Source organism: Pseudomonas batumici (assembly GCF_000820515.1).
GTDB classification, from domain to species: domain Bacteria; phylum Pseudomonadota; class Gammaproteobacteria; order Pseudomonadales; family Pseudomonadaceae; genus Aquipseudomonas; species Aquipseudomonas batumici.
In genome coordinates, this window is the sequence record NZ_JXDG01000003.1 from 181078 (window position 1) to 201682 (window position 20605).

The following is a 20605-nucleotide window of genomic DNA, read 5'->3' on the forward strand; positions in this document are numbered from 1 at the left end:
GAAGGAGAACAGAATGCTTCCGGCTCTATGGGTTGCAAAAACAGGTTTGGCGGCACAGGACACCAACCTGACGACGATTTCCAACAACCTGGCCAACGTCTCGACCACCGGCTTCAAACGTGATCGCGCCGAGTTCCAGGACCTGCTGTACCAGATCAAGCGTCAGCCGGGTGCTCAGTCGACCCAGGACAGCGAATTGCCGTCGGGCCTGCAGTTGGGTACTGGTGTGCGGATCGTCGGCACCCAGAAGAACTTCACTGCCGGTAGCCTGCAAACCACCGACCAGCCGCTGGACATGGCCGTCAACGGCCGGGGTTTCTTCCAGATCCTGCAACCGGACGGCACCACGGCCTACACCCGTGACGGTACCTTCCACCTGAGCAACACCGGCCAGATCGTTACCGCCAGCGGTTTCGCCCTGCAGCCGGCGATCACCATTCCAAACAACGCCCAGACCTTCACCGTCGGCAAGGACGGTACGGTCTCGATCACCGTCGCCGGCAGCCCGACTTCGCAAGTGCTCGGCAACATCCAGACCGCCGACTTCATCAACCCGGCCGGCCTGCAGGCCGTGGGCGGCAACCTGTTCCTGGAAACCGCCGCCAGCGGCGCGCCGCAGGTCGGCACACCGGGCCTCAACGGTTTCGGTACCACCGAGCAGAGCACCCTGGAAACCTCCAACGTCAGCACCGTGGAGGAGATGGTCAACATGATCACTACCCAGCGTGCCTACGAGATGAACTCCAAGGTGATTTCCACCGCCGACCAGATGCTCCAGTACGTCGCACAGAACCTGTAATCAAGTCTATGAGGCGGCCTGAAGGGCGCCTGCAACACCGTGAGGTAATAGGGTCATGAATCGGTTGTTTCCCATGCTCGCGTTGAGCGCGATGGCACTGTTGGCCGGCTGTGTAAGCCCGCCGCCCAAGCCCGATGACCCGTATTACGCGCCGGTGTTGCCGCGCACCCCGTTGCCCGCGGCGGCGAACAACGGTTCGATCTACCAGGCCGGTTTCGAGCAGAACCTGTATGGCGACCGCAAGGCTTTCCGGGTGGGCGACATCATCACCATTACCCTGAACGAAGCCACCCAGGCCAGCAAGAACGCCAACTCCGACCTGTCGAAGAAGGATGCCAACAACTTTGGCCTGACCTCGCTCTTCGGCTCTCCGGTGACCAGCGGCAACGTGAACCTGGGTATCGGTTATGGCGGTACCAAGACCACTGACGGCTCGGCCAAGGCCGCGCAAAGCAACAGCCTGACCGGTTCGATCACCGTGACCGTGGCCGACGTGCTGCCCAACGGCATCATCGCCGTGCGTGGCGAGAAGTGGTTGACCCTCAACACCGGCAATGAGCTGGTGCGGATCGCCGGGCTGGTCCGGGCGGATGACATCGCCACCGACAACACCGTACCGTCCACTCGCGTGGCCGATGCGCGCATCACCTACTCGGGTACCGGCTCCTTTGCCGATACGAGCCAGCCGGGTTGGCTCGACCGCTTCTTCCTCAGCCCGCTCTGGCCTTTCTAGGTGCTATGACCATGTTCAATCTCAAGCATCTGATGGCGGCCGTGTTGCTGATGTCCACGGCATTCGCTGCCCAGGCCGAGCGTTTGAAGGACATCGCCACTATTTCCGGCGTGCGCTCCAACCAGCTGATTGGCTACGGCCTGGTGGTCGGCCTCAACGGTTCGGGTGACCAGACCACCCAGACACCGTTCACCCTGCAGACCTTCAACAACATGCTGTCGCAGTTCGGCATCAAGGTGCCGGCCAACGCCGGTACCGTGCAGTTGAAGAACGTCGCGGCGGTGTCGATCAGCGCCGATCTGCCGGCGTTCGCCAAGCCGGGGCAGGTGGTGGATATCACCGTTTCGTCCATCGGTAACGCCAAGAGCCTGCGCGGCGGCACCCTGTTGATGACGCCTCTCAAGGGGATTGACGGCAATGTCTACGCCATCGCCCAGGGCAACCTGGTGGTGGGCGGTTTCGATGCCTCGGGCGCGGACGGTTCGAAGATCACCGTCAACGTTCCGTCGGCCGGTCGGATTCCCGGCGGGGCCTCGGTGGAGCGGGCGGTACCGAGCGGTTTCAACCAGGGCAACAGCCTGACCTTGAACCTCAACCGCTCCGACTTCACCACCGCCAAGCGGATCGTCGACAAGATCAACGACATGCTCGGCCCGGGCGTGGCCCAGGCCATCGATGGCGGTTCGATTCGCGTCACTGCGCCACTGGATCCGAGCCAGCGGGTCGACTACCTGTCGATCCTGGAAAACCTCGAGGTCGATCCGGGCCAGGCGGTGGCGAAAGTCATCATCAACTCGCGCACCGGCACCATCGTGATCGGCCAGAACGTCAAGGTGTCGCCGGCCGCGGTGACCCACGGCAGCCTGACCGTGACCATTACCGAGGATCCGATCGTCAGCCAGCCGGGGCCGCTGTCCAACGGCACCACGGCGGTCGTGCCGCGTTCGCGGGTCAATGCCCAGCAGGAAGCCAAGCCGATGTTCAAGTTCGGCCCGGGGACCACCCTGGACGAGATCGTCCGTGCGGTGAACCAGGTGGGGGCGGCGCCGGGCGACTTGATGGCGATTCTCGAGGCCTTGAAACAGGCCGGCGCCTTGCAAGCCGAACTGATCGTGATTTGAGGTCGCCGATATGGATATGCGCAAGAGCGGGCTGGTCAGTACCAGCGACTCCGGTGCCTACAGCGACCTGAACCGCCTGAACAACCTGAAGGTCGGCAACCGCGACAGCGACGCCAACATCCACAAGGTGGCGCAGGAGTTCGAGTCGCTGTTCATCGGTGAAATGCTCAAGTCCGCGCGCTCGGCCAGCGATGTGCTGGCCAAGGACAATCCGCTCAATACCCCGACGACCAAGCAGTACCAGGAAATGTACGACCATCAGTTGGCGGTGACCATGTCGCGCCAGGGTGGCGGTATCGGTCTGGCCGATGTGCTGGTACGGCAGATGACCAAGAATAAACCGTCAAGGCCTGCCGACGGCGGGCTCAAGGTCGGGCCACCGGCGGGTACGGTCGCGGCCGAGACGCCGGTGGAGACACCCATCGCTGCCGGGACCACGACCAGTGCGACCCCTGCCTCGCCGTTCGTGCGCTCCAATGGCCAGCGTCCGTTGTGGGCCTCGCGGGTGGCCAGTCCGGCGCACAGCAGCGACGGCAGCCCGCGCAACGATATGGCCAAGATCAACCAGCGCCGCCTGGCCCTGCCGAGCAAGCTGACCGACCGCCTGATGGCCGGGCTGGTGCCGTCGGCCGACGGTGGCCTGGCCGCGGTCAACACTCAGGCCTTGCCCGAGCGCAACAGTGCTTCCACCGATTCCCTGCTCCAGCAGCGGGCCATCAGCAGCCTGAGCAGCGTTCCGGCCGCGAGCATGCGGATCTACGGTCGCGCCGTGGCCCAGCCACCGTTGGCGCCGGCCAAGCATGCCTTCAACTCGCCCGACGAGTTCGTCGCCACCATGCTGCCGATGGCGGAGCAGGCGGCCAAGCGCATTGGCGTCGACCCGCGTTACCTGGTGGCCCAGGCGGCCCTGGAAACCGGTTGGGGTAAATCGGTCATGCGCCAGCAGGACGGCAGCAGCAGTCACAACCTGTTCGGCATCAAGGCCGGCAGCAGTTGGCAGGGCGGGCAGGCCCGGGCCATCACCAGCGAGTTCAAGAACGGCCAGATGGTCAAGGAGACGGCGAACTTCCGCTCCTATGCGTCCTACCAGGACAGCTTCCACGACCTGGTGACCCTGTTGCAAAGCAACAATCGCTATCAAGATGTGCTGAAGTCGGCCGATAAACCTGAACAGTTTGTACGCGAGTTGCAAAAGGCCGGGTACGCCACCGACCCGGACTACGCCAGCAAGATTTCGCAAATAGCCAAACAGATGAAGAGCTACCAGAACTACGCTGCGGCGGGCGCTTCCACGAATTTATAAGGTCTGAATCATGAGCTTGCTCAATATCGGTATGACGGGGTTGAACACGGCCTCGACGGCTTTGACAACCACCGGCAACAACATTTCCAACGTTGATACAGCCGGTTATTCACGTCAGCAGACCGTGCAGACCACCTCTGCCTCGCAGCAATATGGCAACGTGTTCATCGGCACCGGCACGACCCTGGCGGATGTCCGTCGGGTCTACAGCGCCTACCTGGATTCGCAGTTGCAAACCTCGACCTCGCTCAACAGCGATTCGTCCTCGTACCTGGCCCAGGTCAAGCCGACGGACTCCATGTTGTCCGATACCGGCACTGGCATGACCGCTTCGTTGCAGAAGTTCTTCACTTCCCTGCAGGCCGTGTCGAGCAACCCGACGGACGATCCGTCGCGCCAGACCACGCTGACCAGTGCCCAGGCGTTGAGTGACAAGTTCAACGCCATCGCCAAGCAGTTGAACGACCAGAACACCGGGATCAACACCAACCTGTCGGACATGGCCGGCCAGGTGAACAAGCTGGCGAACAGCATCGCCCAGTTCAACGATCAGATTTCCCGGGTCACCACTGCCGCCGGTGCACCGAACGACTTGTTGGACCAGCGTAGCGAGGCGGTGCGCCAGCTCTCCCAACTGGTCGGTACCCAGGTGGTCGAGCGCGGTTCGAGCTATGACGTCTACATCGGCAGCGGCCAGCCGCTGGTGATGGGCAACAGCACCAACACCCTGTCCGCCGTGCCGAGCAAGGACGACCCGAGTCGTTCGTCCTTGCAACTGGATCGTGGCACCAGCACCGTCGACATCACCTCCACCGTGACCGGTGGCGAGATCGGCGGTCTGCTGCGCTATCGCAGCGATGTGCTCGACCCGTCGCTGAACGAGTTGGGGCGTATTGCCATGGTCACGGCCGACCAGATGAACAGTCAACAGGCCCAGGGCATCGACAAGAACGGCAACTTCGGTTCGGCGATTTTCAACGATATCAACAACGCGGCCCTGATCAGCCAGCGCAGTATCGCCAGCGCGAACAACAGTGCCGGCTCCGGCAACCTGAACGTGACCATCGCCAACACCGGCGCGCTGACCACCAACGATTACAAGGTGACCTTCACCAGCGCGACCAACTACAGCGTCCTGCGCTCGGACGGCACCAACATGGGCGCCTTCAGCACCACCACCACGCCGGCACCGGTGATCGACGGGATCACCCTGAGCCTCACGGGCGGCGCGATGAGTGCCGGCGACAGCTTCAAGGTGACCCCGACCCGTGGCGGCGCCAGCGATATCCAGATGGTGATGACCAACGGTCAGAACCTCGCCGCGGCGGCTCCGCTGGCCGGTGTCACCAGTGCCAACAACGGCGGCACCTACACCCAGCCGACCCTGGTCAGCCAGTTGGGCACGCCCAACGCGGTCAACAACGCGCAGTTGCAGGACGCCATCAAGTATGGCACGCCGGTCAAGCTGGTCTTCTCCGCAGCTGCCGCTGGGACCCAGGGCTACACCTTGACCGATCCCCAGGGCAACGTGATGGGCACCGGTACCATCGTGCCGGGGCAGGCCAATACGCTGAACCTGAGCGTGAACATGGTCGACTCCAGCGGCACCCCGGTGATGGACCCGGTCACTGGCCTGCAGAAGACGTTCACCGTTCAGACCACGGTGAACGGTAACCCGAAAGCGGGTGAAAGCTTCACCATGTCCATGACCGGCGCCAGCTCTGCGGACAACCGCAACAGTACCGCCCTGATCGCCCTGCAAACCAAGCAGACCGTGGGCACCAATGCTACGAGCAAGGGCAGCAGCATCACCGATGCCTACGGCACGCTGGTCTCCAACGTCGGTACCAAGGCGGCCACGGCCACTTCGGACAATACGGCCACGACCACGATCCTGACCAATGCCAAGGGCGCCCGCGATTCCCTGGCCGGCGTCAACCTGGACGAAGAGTCCGCCAACCTGGTCAAGTACCAGCAGTACTACACGGCAGCGTCGCAGATCATCAAGGCCGCCCAATCCATCTTCAGCACGCTGATCAGCAGCCTTTAAGGAGTCGTGATCCATGCGCATTTCCACCAGCCAGTATTACGAAACCACCGCTGCCAACTATTCGCGTGGCTACAACAACGCACTGCAGACCAGTGCCGAGGCCAGCAGCTTGGTCAAGGTCAACACCGCCGCCGATGATCCGGTGGGCGCGGCGCGGCTGATACAGTTGGGGCAGCAGAGTGCGGCGCTGACGCAGTACACCAGTAATATCAGCACCCTCAAAAGCTCATACAGCCAGTCGGAAACGGCCCTGACCGCGATTCAGGATGCCATGCAATCGGCCCGGGAAACCGCGTTGTCCGCCAATAACGGTACCAACACCGATGCCGACCGCAAGGCGTTCGCGCAGCAGTTGACGCAGATCCAGCAAACCATCCTGGGGCTGATGAACAGCCAGGACTCGAGCGGCAACTACATCTTCGGCGGTTCGAAGACCAGTGCCCCGCCCTATACCGCCAACAGCGACGGTACCTACAGCTATAACGGCGATCAGTCGCAGTTGAACATGGCCATTGGCGACAATCACTCGGTGGCCAGCAATATCACCGGTTGGGAAGCGTTCCAGCAATCGATCAACACCGCCCGTACCCAGGTCGCCATGACCGCGCCGGCCGTGGACGATGGACGGGTGACCCTGTCCAACGGCCAGATCAGCGACAGTGCCACCTACGATGCCAAATTCAGCGGCGGCCAGCCGTACACCATCAGCTTCGTCAGCGGCACCCAGCTCAAGATCACCGATGCCAGCGGCACCGATGTCACCGCCGAAGCCAGCCAGAATGGTGCTATCAGCAACAGCAACGGCGCGAACCAGACGGTCACTTTCCGTGGCGTGGACCTGGGGTTGAACATCAACCTCCAGTCCGGCGATGTGCCGAACACCGTGCTTCCCGGGCATACCTTCACCCTGGCCACGCAACCGGATACCTTCAATACCTCGCGCAGCGCGGGCAATCCTTCGACCGCGGTGGTGACCTCGGCCACGACCACCAACCAGGCGGTCTACAACAGCACGTTTCCCGCCGGCGGGGCGATCCTCAAGTTCACCAGCGCCACGGCCTACGACCTGTACGCAGCGCCGATCAGCGCCAGCAGCAGACCGGTGTCCTCGGGTACCCTGGCCGGCTCGACGGCGACCGCGGCGGGTGTCAGCTTGACCTTTGGCAGCGCACCGGCGGCCGGTGACCAGTTCGTGGTCCAGTCGAACAATCACCAGACCCAGAATATCCTCGACACCATGAGTCTGATGATTTCGGCGCTGAATACCCCGGTCGATGGCAGCGCGGTTGCCCAGCAGAAACTGCAGGCGACGATGAACGCGGGCGTCAGCAACGTCACCAGCGCGATGAATCAGGCCGGTAGCGCACTCACCAGCATCGGTACCCGGGGCCAGGCCCTGGACGACCAGAGCACCACCAACCAGAGCCTGGTCCTGGCCAACAGCACCAGCCAATCGGCGATTCGCGACGCCGACCCGGCGGAGGTCATGACCCGCCTGACCCTGCAGCAGACCATGTTGCAAGCGGCGCAGTTGGCGTTCAGTAAAATCAACCAGTTGGGCCTGTTCAACAAGATCTGATGTGACCCGGGCGCGGGAGCGGTCCTCGCTCCCGCGCCTCTATCGACCGCCCTTTTCAGCGGCTCCAGTGGCTCGTCCGTTTGGCTGAGTCCCGCCGCCCGTGAGCCCCGCCGTGAATCCAGTTCCACTCGTCAGCCTCGTCATTCCCGCCGTCAATCCACGTTTTTTTGGCAAAGCCCTGCACAGCGCGTTGAACCAGACTTACGCTCGTCTCGAAATCATCGTCTGCGATGACAGCCAGGGTGACGAGATTGGCCGTCTGGTCGAGGAAATGAGCAGCGATGCCGGTCTGGAGGTGCGTTATGTCCGTCATTCGCACAATCTTGGCCCTGTGGATAATCTGCTCGCGGGGCTTGAGTTGGCCCAGGGCGAGTTCATCAAGTTCCTCTACGATGACGACCAGCTGTTTGGTGCCTGTATCGAACGCCAGGCGCAGGTGCTGATCGAGCAGGCCGACGTCAACCTGGTGTTTGCGCAGCGCCTGCTCCTGGACGCCGACGATATGCAGTTGCCGATGCGGCTTGAGAATTCGCCATTGGCGCACACCTGCGCGCTATTCAAGGGTGAAGACCTGCTGGCGATGTTCGAGACCTTTCCGGTCAACCTGCTGGGGGGCTTCAGCAATGCGCTGTTGCGCCGCGCGGATGCGCTGGAGTGGTTGCCGGCCTTGACCCAGCCGGGCCATCGCTTCGTCGCTTCGCTGGCGTTCGCGCTGTACATCTGTCTGTTGCGCCGCGGCAACATGGTGATGCTGAGCCATATCCTCAGTGTCGAGCGGCGTTATCCGGAGCGCCCGAACCGTCAGCAGGCGATGCGTGAGGCGGAGCAAAGGGAAGCCGAATGGTTGGTGAAAATGCTCGAGGCGCGCAGCGGCGAGTCGGCGCCGGCCCATGGCTGGGTCCGTTTGTTGCCGCTGAGCCGTGCCCACGAGTCGCCCCGTGTCTGGGAAGAACTGGCCCTGCTGCGGACCCTGGGCACCAAGCAGACCACCGAGATCTGGCGCGTCGGCATTGCCAGCGAGAGTTTTTCCGAACTCTATGCCCAATGGCTGGCCTGCCGGACCCTGACCGAGCCTGAGCGCAAACTGCTGCCCGATGCATTGCGCGAGTGGTCGTGGCAGCCGAAGATCGTCGCGGTGGTGATCGATCGCAACTCCAGCACCGCCGCCTTGGGCATGACCCTGCAGAGTCTGGCCGGGCAGCTCTATCCGCCGGAATTGACCCTGGTTCTCTCCGATACCTGTGAAGAAGCCGTTCTGTTGGACCGGGTGTTTACCTTGCCGTTGCAGGAGGACTGGCAGCGGCAACTCAATGAGTTGCTGGCCCAGGTCGAGGGCGCGGATTGGTTTTACCTGCTGCAGGCCGGCGACCGCCTGGTGGAACCCGCGTTGCTGGTGCTGGCCGATCGCATCGTGCAGGCGGGTGAGGAGTGCTGTTTCTACAGTGACGAAGGGCGGTTGCGCGATGGCGAGTCGGCGGAGCCGGTGTTCAAGCCTGACTTCAACCTGGACCTGATGCGTAGCTACCCCTATGTCGGGCGGGTGCTGGCCTTCAAGCGAGAAGCCTTTCTGGCGCTCGGTGGCTTCGAATCGCGATACGGCGAATTGGCGACCTATGACCTGCTCTGGCGGATGGTCGAGCAGGTCGGTACCCAGGCGGTCGGGCATATCGCCGAGGTTCTGGTGGAGTCCGTGCTGGCGTTCTCCGAGTGGATGTTCTCGCCGGCCTTGATCGAACTCAACGCCCAGGTGCTCGAGGCGCATCTGTCGCGTCTGGGTATCGAGCATGAATTGCGTGACCGTGGGCAGACGCTGTTCAATCGTGTGGATTATCGGCACGCGCAGCGGCCGTTGGTCTCGATTATCATCGTCTGCAAGGATCAGTTGGCGGCGGTGCAACGATGTGTCGAATGCCTGCTGGAAAAAACCGCCTACAGCGAATATGAGTTGCTGCTGGTGGACAACGGCAGTGAAAGTCCCCAGACACTGGCCTGGTTGAACGGCATGGCGAGCATGGGCAGCGAGCGTCTACGTGTGCTGACCTTTGCGCAGCAGTCGACCCATGCCGTGATCAACGCCGCTGCCGGACAAGCCCGGGGCGACTATTTGTTGATGTTCAATCCCTATCTGGTGGTGACCGACGGCCGCTGGCTCGATGAAATGCTCAACCATGCGCAGCGCCCGGAAGTCGGGGTGGTCGGTCCCAAACTGTACAATGCCGACGGGCGCGTGGTTCATGCCGGGATCGTGCTTGGATTGCACGGCGCGGCGGGGCTGCCGTTCCATGGTGAGTCCCTGCAGTCCATGGGCTATATGCAACGTTTGCAAGCGGCTCATGACCTGAGCGCGGTCGGTGGTGACTGCCTGATGGTGCGCAAGACAGTCTTCGACAACGTGCAGGGACTGGATGAAGGGCAACTGGGCCAGACCTTCAGTGAGGTCGACCTGTGCCTGAAGGTCGGGCGTGCCGGTTATCTGGTGGTCTGGACCCCCCATGCCCAACTGGCCCTGGGGGCCCGGCCGGCGGTCGTGATCGAGGCCGAGCAGCGTGAGCGTGAGCAGGAGGCCTTCCTCCTGCGCTGGTTGCCGGTGGTCGCCCGGGACCCGGCCTACAACCCCAACCTGAGCTTGAGCGCCCTGGGTAACGGCAGTTTCAACCTCGAACCGGGTCAGCTGACCGGCTGGAGCCCGTTTTCGCGGCGTAGCCTGCCGAAGATCCTGGCCCTGCCGGTCAACGCTTCGGCCATCGGCCATTATCGGGTGACGCAGCCGCTGATCGAGCTGCAGGCCGCGGGGCGGGCGGTCGGGCGGATCATCTATGAAATGCCTTCGATCATCGAGGTGGAGCGTCAGTCTCCTGACGTTATCGTGTTGCAGGGGCGTTATACCGCGGGCCCGATCAACGAGTGCGTGCCGCTGAAGACCTACTCCAATGCCCGCCGCATCTACGAGCTGGATGACTATGTGATCCAGCCGACCAAGAAAAACGACCATGTGCGCAATATGCCGAACCGCGACGAGATGGAGGCGCTGGTTCGACGTGGCGTGGGGCTCTGTGATCGGGTGGTGGTGTCGACCGAGCCGCTGGCCGATGCCTTGTCGTCCATGCATAACGATATCCGCGTGGTGCCCAATATGCTCGCGACCCATATGTGGACGGGCTTGCAGGGGCAGCGCCGGACCTCGAAGAAACCGCGTGTCGGTTGGGGCGGGGGCACCAGCCACGCCGGTGACCTGGCGGTCATTGCCGATGTCGTGCGGGAGTTGGCGGCGGAGGTCGATTGGGTGTTTTTCGGCATGTGCCCGCAGGAACTGCGCCCCTACATGCATGAGTTCCATGGGACCATCGGGCTCGATATCTATCCGGCGAAGCTGGCGAGCCTGAACCTGGACCTGGCCCTGGCACCGCTGGAGTTCCATATCTTCAACGACTGCAAGAGCAATCTGCGTCTGCTGGAGTACGGGGCTTGCGGTTATCCGGTGATCTGCAGCGACACCAAGGCCTATACCGGTTATCTGCCGTGCACCAAGGTCAAGACCAACACCACCGATGAATGGCTACAGGCCATTCGCATGCACCTGTCCGATCCCGATGCCAGCTACCGCATGGGTGACGAGCTGCGTGAGATCGTCCTGCGCGACTACATGCTGCGCGGCGATAACCTGCGTTACTGGGAGAACGGCTGGCTGGCCGATTGATCCCTTTCTGGAGCTGGCGCGTTTCCTGCAAGTCCCCCTGCATATCGCCATAAATCGTGCATTTGGCGGCGCGGCCCACGGGCCGCGAGCCGATCGCACGATTTGACCCGGCAGTCTGGTAAGTCCCACAGCGCCCGAACAGGCCCTGTGTCGAACAAGAGGGGACGTTGATGAAGGCAGTTATTCTGGCGGGCGGCCTGGGCACGCGGATCAGCGAGGAATCGCACCTCAAGCCCAAGCCGATGATCGAGATCGGCGGCAAGCCAATTCTCTGGCACATCATGAAGCAGTACTCCGCCCATGGCATCCACGACTTCGTGATCTGCCTGGGGTACAAGGGCTACGCCATCAAGGACTTCTTCGCCAACTACTTCCTGCACACCTCCGACGTCACCTTCGACATGAGCAACAATCGCATGGACGTTCACCAGAACTACAGCGAGCCATGGCGCGTGACCCTGATCGACACCGGCGAAGAAACCATGACCGGCGGCCGCCTGCGCCGTGCCGGTCGTTACCTGGAAAACGAAGAGGCCTTCTGCTTCACCTACGGCGACGGTGTCTCGGACCTGAATATCGGCGCGCTGGTGGACTTCCATCTTTCCAGCGGCAAGCTGGCGACGGTCACTGCGGTGCAGCCGCCTGGTCGTTACGGCGCGCTGGAGCGCGATGGCGACATGGTTCGAGGTTTTATCGAGAAGCCCCGTGGCGATGGCGGCTGGATCAACGGCGGTTTCTTCGTCCTGTCGCCCAAGGTGCTGCCGCTGATCAGCGACGACAGTACCGTCTGGGAAGCCGAGCCGTTGATGGGGTTGGCAGCCCGGGGGCAGTTGAATGCCTTCCAGCACGACGGTTTCTGGCACCCGATGGACACCCTGCGTGACAAGAATCACCTGGAGCATTTGTGGCAGAGCGGGGAGGCCCCATGGAAGCAGTGGGACTGAGCCCGACCTTCTGGAGCGGCAAGCGGGTCCTGCTGACCGGCCATACCGGCTTCAAGGGCAGTTGGCTGGCGCTGTGGCTGGAGAGCCTGGGCGCCCAGGTCAGCGGCTTCGCCCTCGACCCCGGCACCGAGTCCAGTCTGTATGAGCTGGCCCGCGTCGGCGAAGGCCTCAACGACCAACGGGGCGACCTGCGCGACCTCGGCGCCTTGCTCGAACTGATCGCCGAGACCGAGCCGGAAATCGTCCTGCACCTGGCGGCCCAGCCGCTGGTGCGCGAGGCCTATCGCGATCCGCTCGGCACCTATTCGAGCAATGTCATGGGCACCCTCAACCTGCTGGAGGCGATGCGCCAGGTCGGCGGGGTACGCGCCTGTGTGCTGGTCACCACCGACAAGGTCTACGCCAACCAGGAGTGGGCCTGGCCTTATCGCGAGAACGAAGCCCTCGGCGGCCATGATCCCTACAGCAGCAGCAAGGCCTGCTGCGAGCTGCTGGCGCAGTCCTACGTGGCCTCCTTTTTCCCCTCCGAGCGCTACGAGGCCCATGGCCTGGCGGTGGCGACCGCGCGGGCCGGGAATGTCCTGGGCGGCGGCGACTTTTCCCCGGAGCGACTGATTCCCGATGTGCTTCGCGCCTGGTCGGCGGATGAGCCGGTCACGCTGCGTTATCCACAGGCCGTGCGTCCCTGGCAGCATGCGCTGGAGCCGCTGGCCGGCTACCTGCAACTGGCCGCCGCGCTCTATGAGCGCGGGCCGGAAGTGGCCGGGGCGTGGAACTTCGGACCTGGCGAAGAGGACATGTGCAGTGTCGGCGACGTGGTCGAGCGACTCGCCGGGCGCTGGCCGCAGGCGCCGGGCCTGCGGGTCGAGCGCAGTGAACTGCACGAGGCCGGCCTGTTGCGCCTGGACAGCAGTCGCGCCCGGCAGTTGCTCGGCTGGCAGCCGCGCTGGTCATTGCAGCAATGCCTGGAGCACACCCTCGACTGGCACCTGGCCTGGAAAAACGGCGAAGACATGCGCAGCGTGACCCTGGCGCAACTGAATCAGTACCGGGGTGGGTTTTGAGTGAGTTCCTGATTCATGGCTTGCCCCTCAAGGGGCTGTTCAGTGTGCAGCACAAGCGTCACGCCGATCAGCGCGGGCATTTCTCCCGGTTGTTCTGCGAAGGCAGCCTGAGCGCGTTCGGCGAGTCTTTCCATATCCGCCAGATCAACCATTCCTGTACCCGCGAACGGGGCAGTGTGCGTGGCCTGCATTATCAGAATGCCCAGGCCCCGGAAGCCAAGTTGATCACCTGCCTGCGCGGCGAGGTCTGGGATGTCGCGGTGGACCTGCGTGCGGATTCGCCGACCTTCCTGCACTGGCACGCCGAACACCTGCGCGCCGGCGATGGTCGCAGCCTGTTGATTCCCGCCGGCTTCGCCCACGGTTTCCAGACCCTGAGCGATGACGCCGAGCTGCTTTACCTGCACAGCGCCGACTACGCGCCGGACTGCGAGGGCGGCCTGTCGGTGCTCGATCCGCGCCTGGCAATTGCCTGGCCCGAGGCTGTCAAAAATCTGTCGACCAGGGACAGCAATCACCCCCTGATCGACGCGTCTTTCCCTGGAGTGCGTTTATGAACTGCCGAGGTTGCGGCACCCCGCTGGCTTTGCCATTGATCGATCTGGGGACTTCGCCGCCGTCCAATGCCTACCTGCGGGCCGACCAGCTGGAGCAGGCCGAGCCGTGGGTGCCGTTGAAAGTCGCGGTGTGCCAGAGCTGCTGGCTGGTGCAGACCGAGGACTACACCCGCGCCGATAGCTTGTTCGACGCCGACTACGCCTACTTCAGTTCGTTTTCCAGTACCTGGCTGGCCCACGCCGAGCGCTATGTGGCCGAGATGGTCGAGCGCTTCGAACTGGGCGCCGACAGCCGTGTGGTGGAGGTGGCCGCCAACGATGGCTACCTGCTGCAATATGTCGCCGCGCGCGGCATCCGTTGCCTGGGGGTCGAGCCGACCCGCAGCACTGCCCAGGCGGCGCGGGACAAGGGCCTGGAGATCCGCGAGCTGTTCTTCGGCCGGGACACCGCCTTGCAGCTGCGCGAAGAAGGCTGGGCGGCCGACCTGATGGCGGCCAACAATGTGCTGGCCCATGTGCCGGACATCAATGACTTTCTCCAGGGCTTCGCGACGCTGCTCAAGCCGACAGGGGTGGCGACCTTCGAGTTTCCGCATCTGCTCGCCCTGATCGCCGGGCACCAGTTCGATACCCTGTATCACGAGCACTACTCCTACCTGTCGCTGACCGCCGTGCAGGCCTTGTGCGTGCGCAACGGTCTGGAAATCTTCGATGTCGGCGGCCTGCCGACCCATGGCGGTTCGCTGCGGGTCTTCGTGCAGCGCGCCGACGGTTCGCGTCGCGCGGTGCAACCGGTGGTCCGCCAGGTGCTGGACGCCGAACTGGCCGCCGGGGTGAAGACCCCGGCGTTCTACGCCACCCTGGCCCCGGCCGCCGAACGCATCAAGCACGGCCTGCTGCGCTTCCTGTTGCAAGCCAAGGCCGAGGGCAAGCGCGTGGTGGGCTATGGCGCGGCGGCCAAGGGCAACACCTTGCTCAACTATGCCGGGGTCAGGCCGGACCTGCTGGCCTGGGTGGCCGATGCCAACCCGCACAAGCAGGGCAAGTTCCTGCCGGGCAGCCGCATTCCCGTGGTGTCGCCCGAGCGGATCGAGGCGGAAAAGCCGGACTACGTGCTGGTGCTGCCATGGAATCTGGTGGACGAAATCACCCAGCAGTTCGCGCTCGTCCGTACCTGGGGCGGACAATTTGTGGTTGCCATTCCGGAGTTGAGTTTCAGATGAGCCGAATTCACTACACCAAGCCCAGTGTGGGCGAGCTGGAAGCCAGCTACGTACTGGACGCCGTACAACATGGCTGGGGCGACCGCTGCTATGAGTACATCACGCGCTTCGAGCGATCATTCGCCGAGCATCTGGGTGTGACCTATGCCATTGCCACCTCCAGTTGCACCGGTGCCTTGCACCTTGGGATGGCGGCGTTGGGCATAGGTCCGGGTGACGAAGTCATTTTGGCCAACACCAACTGGATCGCGTCGGCGGCGCCGATTGATTACCTGGGCGCCACTCCGGTATTTGTCGATGTGTTGCCGGACAGTTGGTGCCTGGATCCGGAACAGGTCAAGCAGGCCATCACGCCCCGGACCAAGGCCATCGTGGCCGTGCATCTGTACGGCAATCTCTGTGACCTGGATGCGCTCCTGGAGATCGGCCGCGAGTACGGCATCCCTGTCATCGAGGATGCCGCCGAAGCCATCGGCTCCCAGTGGCGCGGCAAAGCCGCCGGTTCCCTGGGAACCTTCGGCGCCTTTTCATTTCATGGCACCAAGACCATGACGACCGGTGAGGGCGGAATTTTCGTGACCTCGGACCGGGCGCTGTACGAGCAGGTGCTGACCCTTTCCAATCATGGTCGTGTCAGCGGTAGCAAGCGTCAGTTCTGGCCGGACTTCATCGGCTTCAAATACAAGATGAGTAACCTGCAGGCGGCGATCGGTTGTGCCCAGGTCGAACGGCTCGAAGAACTGATCGCCCGCAAGCGCGCAATTTTCGACCGCTATGCCCAAGGGCTGCTGGATATTCCGGTGTTGTCCATGAACCCGCAGCCGGAGCATTCGCGCAACGGTTACTGGATGCCCACGGTGGTTTTCGAGGCCGCTACCGGGGTGACCCGGGAGATCTTGATCGAGGCGTTCCAGGCGGCCGATATCGATGCCCGGGTGTTTTTCTGGCCGCTGTCCTCGTTGCCGATGTTCTGCGACAAGCCGGTGGTGACCCCGATGGCCTTTTCGCTGTCGGAGCGGGCCATCAATCTGCCGAGTTACCACGATATGTCGGATGCCGATCAGCAGCGGGTGATCGATGTCATTCGCAACGTCTGCCGGCAAAGGAACCTGTTGTGAACCTCTACCTGCTGGGTGCGGCCAACCCCGAGGCGGTCCGCATGATCCGGGCGGTGCAGCGTGCCAATCCGATTGTCGAGTTTGCCTTCCTCGACAATGACCCGGCCAAGCATGGCACGTTGTTTCATGGTGTGCCGGTCATTGGTGGAGTGGAGCGGGTGGCCGATCTGAAAGGTCCGGACACCCGCTTCGTGAACCTGATCACCCGCGATACCCGAACCCGTTATGAGACCACTCGCCAGATCATCGAGGCCGGTGGCACCTTGTGCAATTTTCTACACCCCGGGATCGACCTGACCATGACCCGAATGGGGGTGGGTAACTATCTCCAGGAGGGCGTGATCCTTCAGGCCGAGGTGTCCCTGGGCGATAACAGCAGCATCAGCTACGGCAGCCTTGTCGGGCACGAGGGGCGCATCGGTCATTCGGTGTTCATGGCTCCCGGCGTGGCTATCGCAGGGTGTGTCGAGGTGGGGGACGGTGCGTTCATCGGCACCAACGCGACCATCCTGCCGCGCCTGCGCATCGGTCGCTGGGCGACGGTAGGCGCCGGCGCCGTGGTCACTCGGGATGTTCCCGATTACGCCGTGGTCGTGGGCAATCCGGCCAGGATCATCAAGGCTCAGGCAGTTCCCTATGCGGACGGCCGGGTCTTCAACTAACAAAACCCCCGTATTGGAGTGTTTGCATGAATCCACATGAGCAGTTTCGTGAAGAAGTCCGCCAGAACATCGACGGTCTGCAACAGGACAAACAGCTTCAGGCCGAGTCGCTGGACTGGGTCGGCGTGACCGCCAAGCATAAATACACCTACAACTTCAGCTGGATGGGCCGGCCGATCATCCAGTTCCCCCAGGACATGGTCGCCATGCAGGAAATCATCTGGGCACTGCGTCCGGATGTGATCGTCGAGACCGGTATCGCCCATGGGGGGTCGTTGGTGTTTTACGCCTCGATGCTGGAACTGATCGGACACGGTGAGGTGCTGGGGATCGATATCGATATTCGCCAGCACAATCGGGAAGCTATCGAGAGTCACCCGATGGCGCGTCGGATCAGCATGATCCAGGGTTCGAGCATCGACCCGGCCATCGTCGAGCAGGTCCGCGAGCGGGTGGCCGGCAAGAAAGTGCTGGTGGTGCTGGACTCCAACCACACCCACGAGCATGTGCTCGAAGAACTGCGGGCCTACGCCCCGCTGGCGTCGGTCGGCAGCTACTGCGTGGTGATGGACACCGTGGTCGAGGACATGCCCGCCGATGCGTTTCCGGATCGTCCGTGGGGCAAGGGCGATAACCCGAAAACCGCGGTCTGGGTCTATCTGGAGGAAAATCGCGATTTCGAGATCGATGCGCGAATCCACAGCAAGCTGCTGATTACGGTTGCACCGGACGGTTACCTGCGTCGGGTCCGCTAAGCGACCCAGCCGTCAAGCAACGCCATTCATCTGAGTTCATCGGGCAATTCGCCGGTCGTGGGGAAAGTTTATGCAAGGCAAGTACGTTTCAGAACAGGGGTTACCGCTGAGCGAGTTGTTGACAGTGGTGCTGATCACCCATAACCGCCCGGCCTTTGCGCGCCGGGCGGCGAAGTTCTACAGCAGCCTGCCTTGCAGGATACTGGTGCTGGACTCATCGACCCGGATGACCGAGGGGCTCGAGGGCGTCTATCCGAACGTCGAGTATCGGCATCTGTCGCAGTTCGGCTATTGGGGGATCCAGGAGAAGCTTATCCATGGGGTGGAGCAGGTCCGTACGCCCTATATGGTGTTTGCCGCGGATGACGATTTCATCGTGCATGACGCACTGGCTGCTTCCGTGGACTTTCTGCAGTCGAACCCGGACTACGGCCTGTGCCACGGCTATTGCCTGATGTACCTGACGCTGGCCAATAGCGTCCGCTATTACCGTCGCGACAAGAAAGTCTGCGAGGACTATTCGTCCGATGCCCGGTCGCGGGTCATCGACTTCATGCATTCATACATTCCGCCGTTCTACGCCGTGCACCGCACCGCCTTGCTGCGCGACTGGTATGCCGCCATGCCCGCGGGCACGACCTTCCAGTGGCAGGAGATCGGCCATGCCTACTATATGCTGGCCAAGGCCAAGGCGCGCATGCTGCCGATGCCCTATGTGATCCGGGAAATCAACGCCGGAGAGTCGGAGCACAAGACCGAGGTGTATCACTCGCTGACCTTCATGGATGCGAAATCCGTGGCCGAGCGGGAGGCGTTCGCCGAATTCCTGGCGGCACAACCCACGCAGATCGAAGGGCTGGATCTCGCGCAGAGAAAAGCCTTCGCCCTGGAAAGTTTCGAGGCGATGACCGACAGTTTGCGCACCGGACGGTCCTTGACCGTCGAGCTGCTGTTCGAGTCCTTCTGGACGAGCACGGATGCTCCGCCGCAGCGCAGTTTCGGACCCCGGCAGTACGTGGAGATGCCTTACTACAACGCGGCGTTTTTCGAGCTGTTGGCCCAGTACGAATTCCTGCTGCATGCGATGCCGGCCGGTCGCATACAGTTGCAGATGCTGGAGGGGATCTGGAGCCGTCAGGACGCCCTGTTGTGCCCGCGTCACTACGACACGCCGGAAGATCGGTTGGACCGTCTCTGCAAGGCCCAGGAAGCCAACCTGTTCAACCGTCGGGTGGTCAAGCAACTGGCCTCGCAACTGCAGGAGCGGGGCGAAGAGGAACAGGCGCGGAACCTGTTCGCCTGGGCCGAGCGCCTGGACGCGGTGTCTACTGACGACAATCAGGCGACTTTAGACACGATGCTGTCGGGGCGTCTGCGCAACTGGATGAAAGTCCGCGAGCCGTCCGCCGCTGAGCTTGAGGCGATTGCCGAGCATCAGGTCGCGCAGGGCAACGGTCCGGTCTTCGGCGTGCTGGTCCTGGATCTGGACAACGATGCCGACAAGTTGAAGGTGACTCTCGACAGCCTGCTGGAAGGGCACGGCAAGTCCTTCCGCATCGTCGTCTTCACCACCGGCGAGCCGCCGGCGGCGACCTCCCCGCAGAACACCTTGCACTTCATTCGGGTGACCCCGGGCAATCTGGTCGACAAGATGAACCAGGCGATTCGCCAGTTGCCTTGCGATTGGGTGCTGCTGACCGAGGTCGGCGATGAGTTCACCGCCAGTGGCCTGCTGCGCGCCGGCCTGGAGTTGCGCCATGCCGAGGGTTGCCGCGCGGTGGCCACCGATGAGATTCAGCGTGATGCCAATGGCGCGCTGACCACGGTGTTCCGTCCGGGCTTCAACCTCGATCTGCTGCAAAGCGTGCCGACGCTGATGGCCAGGCACTGGCTGATCCGCCGGGAAGTTCTGCTGGACGCCGGCGGCTACAAAGCCGATTTCAGCAAGGCGCTGGAATTCGATCTGTTGCTGCGTTTGATCGAGCAGGGCGGCATGGCCGGGCTGGCCCATCTGGACGAGCCATTGCTGATTACCAGCGTGCCGTCGTTCGAGGAGAACGACCAGGAGCGCCTGGCGCTGATCCGTCACCTGGGCGCGCGCGGTTACAAGGCCCAGGTCAGTTCGCCGCAGCCTGGGACCTACATGGTCGATTATCGCCATACCGAGCGTCCGCTGGTGTCGATCATTCTCCACGGCCAGGCGGACTTCGCCGAGCTGGAACGTTGCCTGAGCGCGATCCTGCAAAAAACCCGTTACCTGAAATACGAAGTGCTGGTGGCCGATCATCCGAGCTATTCGCAAGCGCTCGCGACTTGGCTCAAGGCACAACCGCAGGCCGGCAAGGTGCGTATCCTGTCGGCGGACGGGGCGAGTACTCCGGCGTTCTGCAACGCGGCGGCGCGCCAGGCCCAGGGCGAGTATCTGGTGCTGCTCGCGCAGGACAGCGAACTGGTCAACCCCAACTGGGTCGAGTCCCTGCTCAACCAGGCCTTGCGTCCGGAAGTCGGGGTGGTCGGCGCCAAGCTCTACAGCCGGGATGCGAATATCTCCCAGGCCGGTCTGATTCTCGGCTTGAACGGCGCTGTTGGCTCGCCTTTCGTGGGCGAGAAGCGGGATGTCGAGGGTTATATGCGCCGTCTGATGGTGGAGCAGAACTATTCGGCGGTGTCCGGCGTGTGCCTGATGGTGCGCAAGGCGTTGTTCGACGCGGTTGGCGGCCTGGATGAAGGCGCTTTCGCCGAGGCCTTCGGCGATGTCGATCTGTGCCTCAATATCGGCCAGGCCGGTTACCTGGTCTCGTGGACGCCGCATGTGCAGCTGTACCACCCCGGCACCTTGCCCGAGGCGCCACTAGCCTTGGCGGCCCTGCGGGAGAAATGGGCGGCGCAGTTCCAGGCCGACCCGGCGTACAACCAGAACCTGTCCTTGAATGGCAAAGGCTTCGGCCTGGGCGATGCCGACGGTTTCGGGTGGATGCAGTTGCTGGGTTGAATCTGGCA

General features: G+C 62.9%; 15 protein-coding genes. All 15 read left to right on the plus strand.

The window, feature by feature from the left end:
- Positions 1 to 13: 13 nt before the first annotated feature.
- The 15 genes from flgG to UCMB321_RS01445 all read left to right on the plus strand — a co-directional run bounded on the left by flgG (position 14) and on the right by UCMB321_RS01445 (position 20597).
- Positions 14 to 799: a flagellar basal-body rod protein FlgG gene (flgG, locus tag UCMB321_RS01375; RefSeq protein ID WP_040063265.1), complete on the plus strand. Its 786-nt coding sequence runs from the start codon at positions 14 to 16 to the stop codon at positions 797 to 799.
- 55 nt (positions 800 to 854) lie between these two features.
- Positions 855 to 1532 (plus strand): flagellar basal body L-ring protein FlgH, encoded by a 678-nt coding sequence (flgH, locus tag UCMB321_RS01380; protein WP_040063267.1) that lies wholly within the window; start codon positions 855 to 857, stop codon positions 1530 to 1532.
- An 11-nt stretch (positions 1533 to 1543) separates the two neighbouring features.
- Positions 1544 to 2653 carry a flagellar basal body P-ring protein FlgI gene (locus tag UCMB321_RS01385; protein WP_040063269.1) on the plus strand — a complete coding sequence of 370 codons (1110 nt, stop codon included), beginning with the start codon at positions 1544 to 1546 and terminating at the stop codon, positions 2651 to 2653.
- A 10-nt stretch (positions 2654 to 2663) separates the two neighbouring features.
- A complete protein-coding gene (gene flgJ / locus UCMB321_RS01390; RefSeq protein ID WP_040063270.1) occupies positions 2664 to 3956 on the plus strand; it encodes a flagellar assembly peptidoglycan hydrolase FlgJ in 1293 nt (430 codons plus the stop codon).
- Positions 3957 to 3966: 10 nt separating this feature from the next.
- Complete coding sequence (flgK, locus tag UCMB321_RS01395) at positions 3967 to 6006, plus strand: flagellar hook-associated protein FlgK (protein WP_040063272.1); 2040 nt, start codon at positions 3967 to 3969, stop codon at positions 6004 to 6006.
- A gap of 13 nt (positions 6007 to 6019) precedes the next feature.
- Positions 6020 to 7585 (plus strand): flagellar hook-associated protein 3, encoded by a 1566-nt coding sequence (locus UCMB321_RS01400; protein WP_040063273.1) that lies wholly within the window; start codon positions 6020 to 6022, stop codon positions 7583 to 7585.
- Between the two features lie 112 nt (positions 7586 to 7697).
- The gene (locus tag UCMB321_RS01405; RefSeq protein WP_040063274.1) at positions 7698 to 11282 is read left to right on the plus strand and encodes a glycosyltransferase; all 3585 of its coding nucleotides are present in this window, start codon (positions 7698 to 7700) and stop codon (positions 11280 to 11282) included.
- A gap of 170 nt (positions 11283 to 11452) precedes the next feature.
- Complete coding sequence (rfbF, locus tag UCMB321_RS01410; protein ID WP_040063276.1) at positions 11453 to 12226, plus strand: glucose-1-phosphate cytidylyltransferase; 774 nt, start codon at positions 11453 to 11455, stop codon at positions 12224 to 12226.
- Positions 12208 to 13290: a CDP-glucose 4,6-dehydratase gene (rfbG, locus tag UCMB321_RS01415; RefSeq protein ID WP_040063278.1), complete on the plus strand. Its 1083-nt coding sequence runs from the start codon at positions 12208 to 12210 to the stop codon at positions 13288 to 13290. The genes rfbF and rfbG overlap by 19 nt, the downstream gene beginning before the upstream one ends.
- Positions 13287 to 13847 carry a dTDP-4-dehydrorhamnose 3,5-epimerase family protein gene (locus UCMB321_RS01420; protein WP_040063280.1) on the plus strand — a complete coding sequence of 187 codons (561 nt, stop codon included), beginning with the start codon at positions 13287 to 13289 and terminating at the stop codon, positions 13845 to 13847. The genes rfbG and UCMB321_RS01420 overlap by 4 nt, the downstream gene beginning before the upstream one ends.
- Positions 13844 to 15070 (plus strand): class I SAM-dependent methyltransferase, encoded by a 1227-nt coding sequence (locus tag UCMB321_RS01425; RefSeq protein WP_040063281.1) that lies wholly within the window; start codon positions 13844 to 13846, stop codon positions 15068 to 15070. The genes UCMB321_RS01420 and UCMB321_RS01425 overlap by 4 nt, the downstream gene beginning before the upstream one ends.
- A complete protein-coding gene (locus UCMB321_RS01430; protein ID WP_040063284.1) occupies positions 15067 to 16188 on the plus strand; it encodes a DegT/DnrJ/EryC1/StrS family aminotransferase in 1122 nt (373 codons plus the stop codon). The genes UCMB321_RS01425 and UCMB321_RS01430 overlap by 4 nt, the downstream gene beginning before the upstream one ends.
- Positions 16185 to 16850: an acetyltransferase gene (locus UCMB321_RS01435; protein WP_040063286.1), complete on the plus strand. Its 666-nt coding sequence runs from the start codon at positions 16185 to 16187 to the stop codon at positions 16848 to 16850. The genes UCMB321_RS01430 and UCMB321_RS01435 overlap by 4 nt, the downstream gene beginning before the upstream one ends.
- Before the next feature lie 26 nt (positions 16851 to 16876).
- Positions 16877 to 17605 (plus strand): cephalosporin hydroxylase family protein, encoded by a 729-nt coding sequence (locus tag UCMB321_RS01440; protein ID WP_040063288.1) that lies wholly within the window; start codon positions 16877 to 16879, stop codon positions 17603 to 17605.
- A 70-nt stretch (positions 17606 to 17675) separates the two neighbouring features.
- The gene (locus UCMB321_RS01445) at positions 17676 to 20597 is read left to right on the plus strand and encodes a TIGR00180 family glycosyltransferase (protein ID WP_040063289.1); all 2922 of its coding nucleotides are present in this window, start codon (positions 17676 to 17678) and stop codon (positions 20595 to 20597) included.
- The last annotated feature ends 8 nt before the right edge of the window (positions 20598 to 20605 follow it).

What these genes read in the sequence shown, in the direction of transcription:
- flgG (WP_040063265.1), top strand. Translation starts at nt 14, where the DNA reads ATGCTTCCGGCTCTATGGGTTGCAAAAACAGGTTTGGCGGCACAGGAC.
- flgH (WP_040063267.1), top strand. Translation starts at nt 855, where the DNA reads ATGAATCGGTTGTTTCCCATGCTCGCGTTGAGCGCGATGGCACTGTTG.
- UCMB321_RS01385 (WP_040063269.1), top strand. Translation starts at nt 1,544, where the DNA reads ATGTTCAATCTCAAGCATCTGATGGCGGCCGTGTTGCTGATGTCCACG.
- flgJ (WP_040063270.1), top strand. Translation starts at nt 2,664, where the DNA reads ATGGATATGCGCAAGAGCGGGCTGGTCAGTACCAGCGACTCCGGTGCC.
- flgK (WP_040063272.1), top strand. Translation starts at nt 3,967, where the DNA reads ATGAGCTTGCTCAATATCGGTATGACGGGGTTGAACACGGCCTCGACG.
- UCMB321_RS01400 (WP_040063273.1), top strand. Translation starts at nt 6,020, where the DNA reads ATGCGCATTTCCACCAGCCAGTATTACGAAACCACCGCTGCCAACTAT.
- rfbF (WP_040063276.1), top strand. Translation starts at nt 11,453, where the DNA reads ATGAAGGCAGTTATTCTGGCGGGCGGCCTGGGCACGCGGATCAGCGAG.
- rfbG (WP_040063278.1), top strand. Translation starts at nt 12,208, where the DNA reads ATGGAAGCAGTGGGACTGAGCCCGACCTTCTGGAGCGGCAAGCGGGTC.
- UCMB321_RS01425 (WP_040063281.1), top strand. Translation starts at nt 13,844, where the DNA reads ATGAACTGCCGAGGTTGCGGCACCCCGCTGGCTTTGCCATTGATCGAT.
- UCMB321_RS01430 (WP_040063284.1), top strand. Translation starts at nt 15,067, where the DNA reads ATGAGCCGAATTCACTACACCAAGCCCAGTGTGGGCGAGCTGGAAGCC.
- UCMB321_RS01440 (WP_040063288.1), top strand. Translation starts at nt 16,877, where the DNA reads ATGAATCCACATGAGCAGTTTCGTGAAGAAGTCCGCCAGAACATCGAC.
- UCMB321_RS01445 (WP_040063289.1), top strand. Translation starts at nt 17,676, where the DNA reads ATGCAAGGCAAGTACGTTTCAGAACAGGGGTTACCGCTGAGCGAGTTG.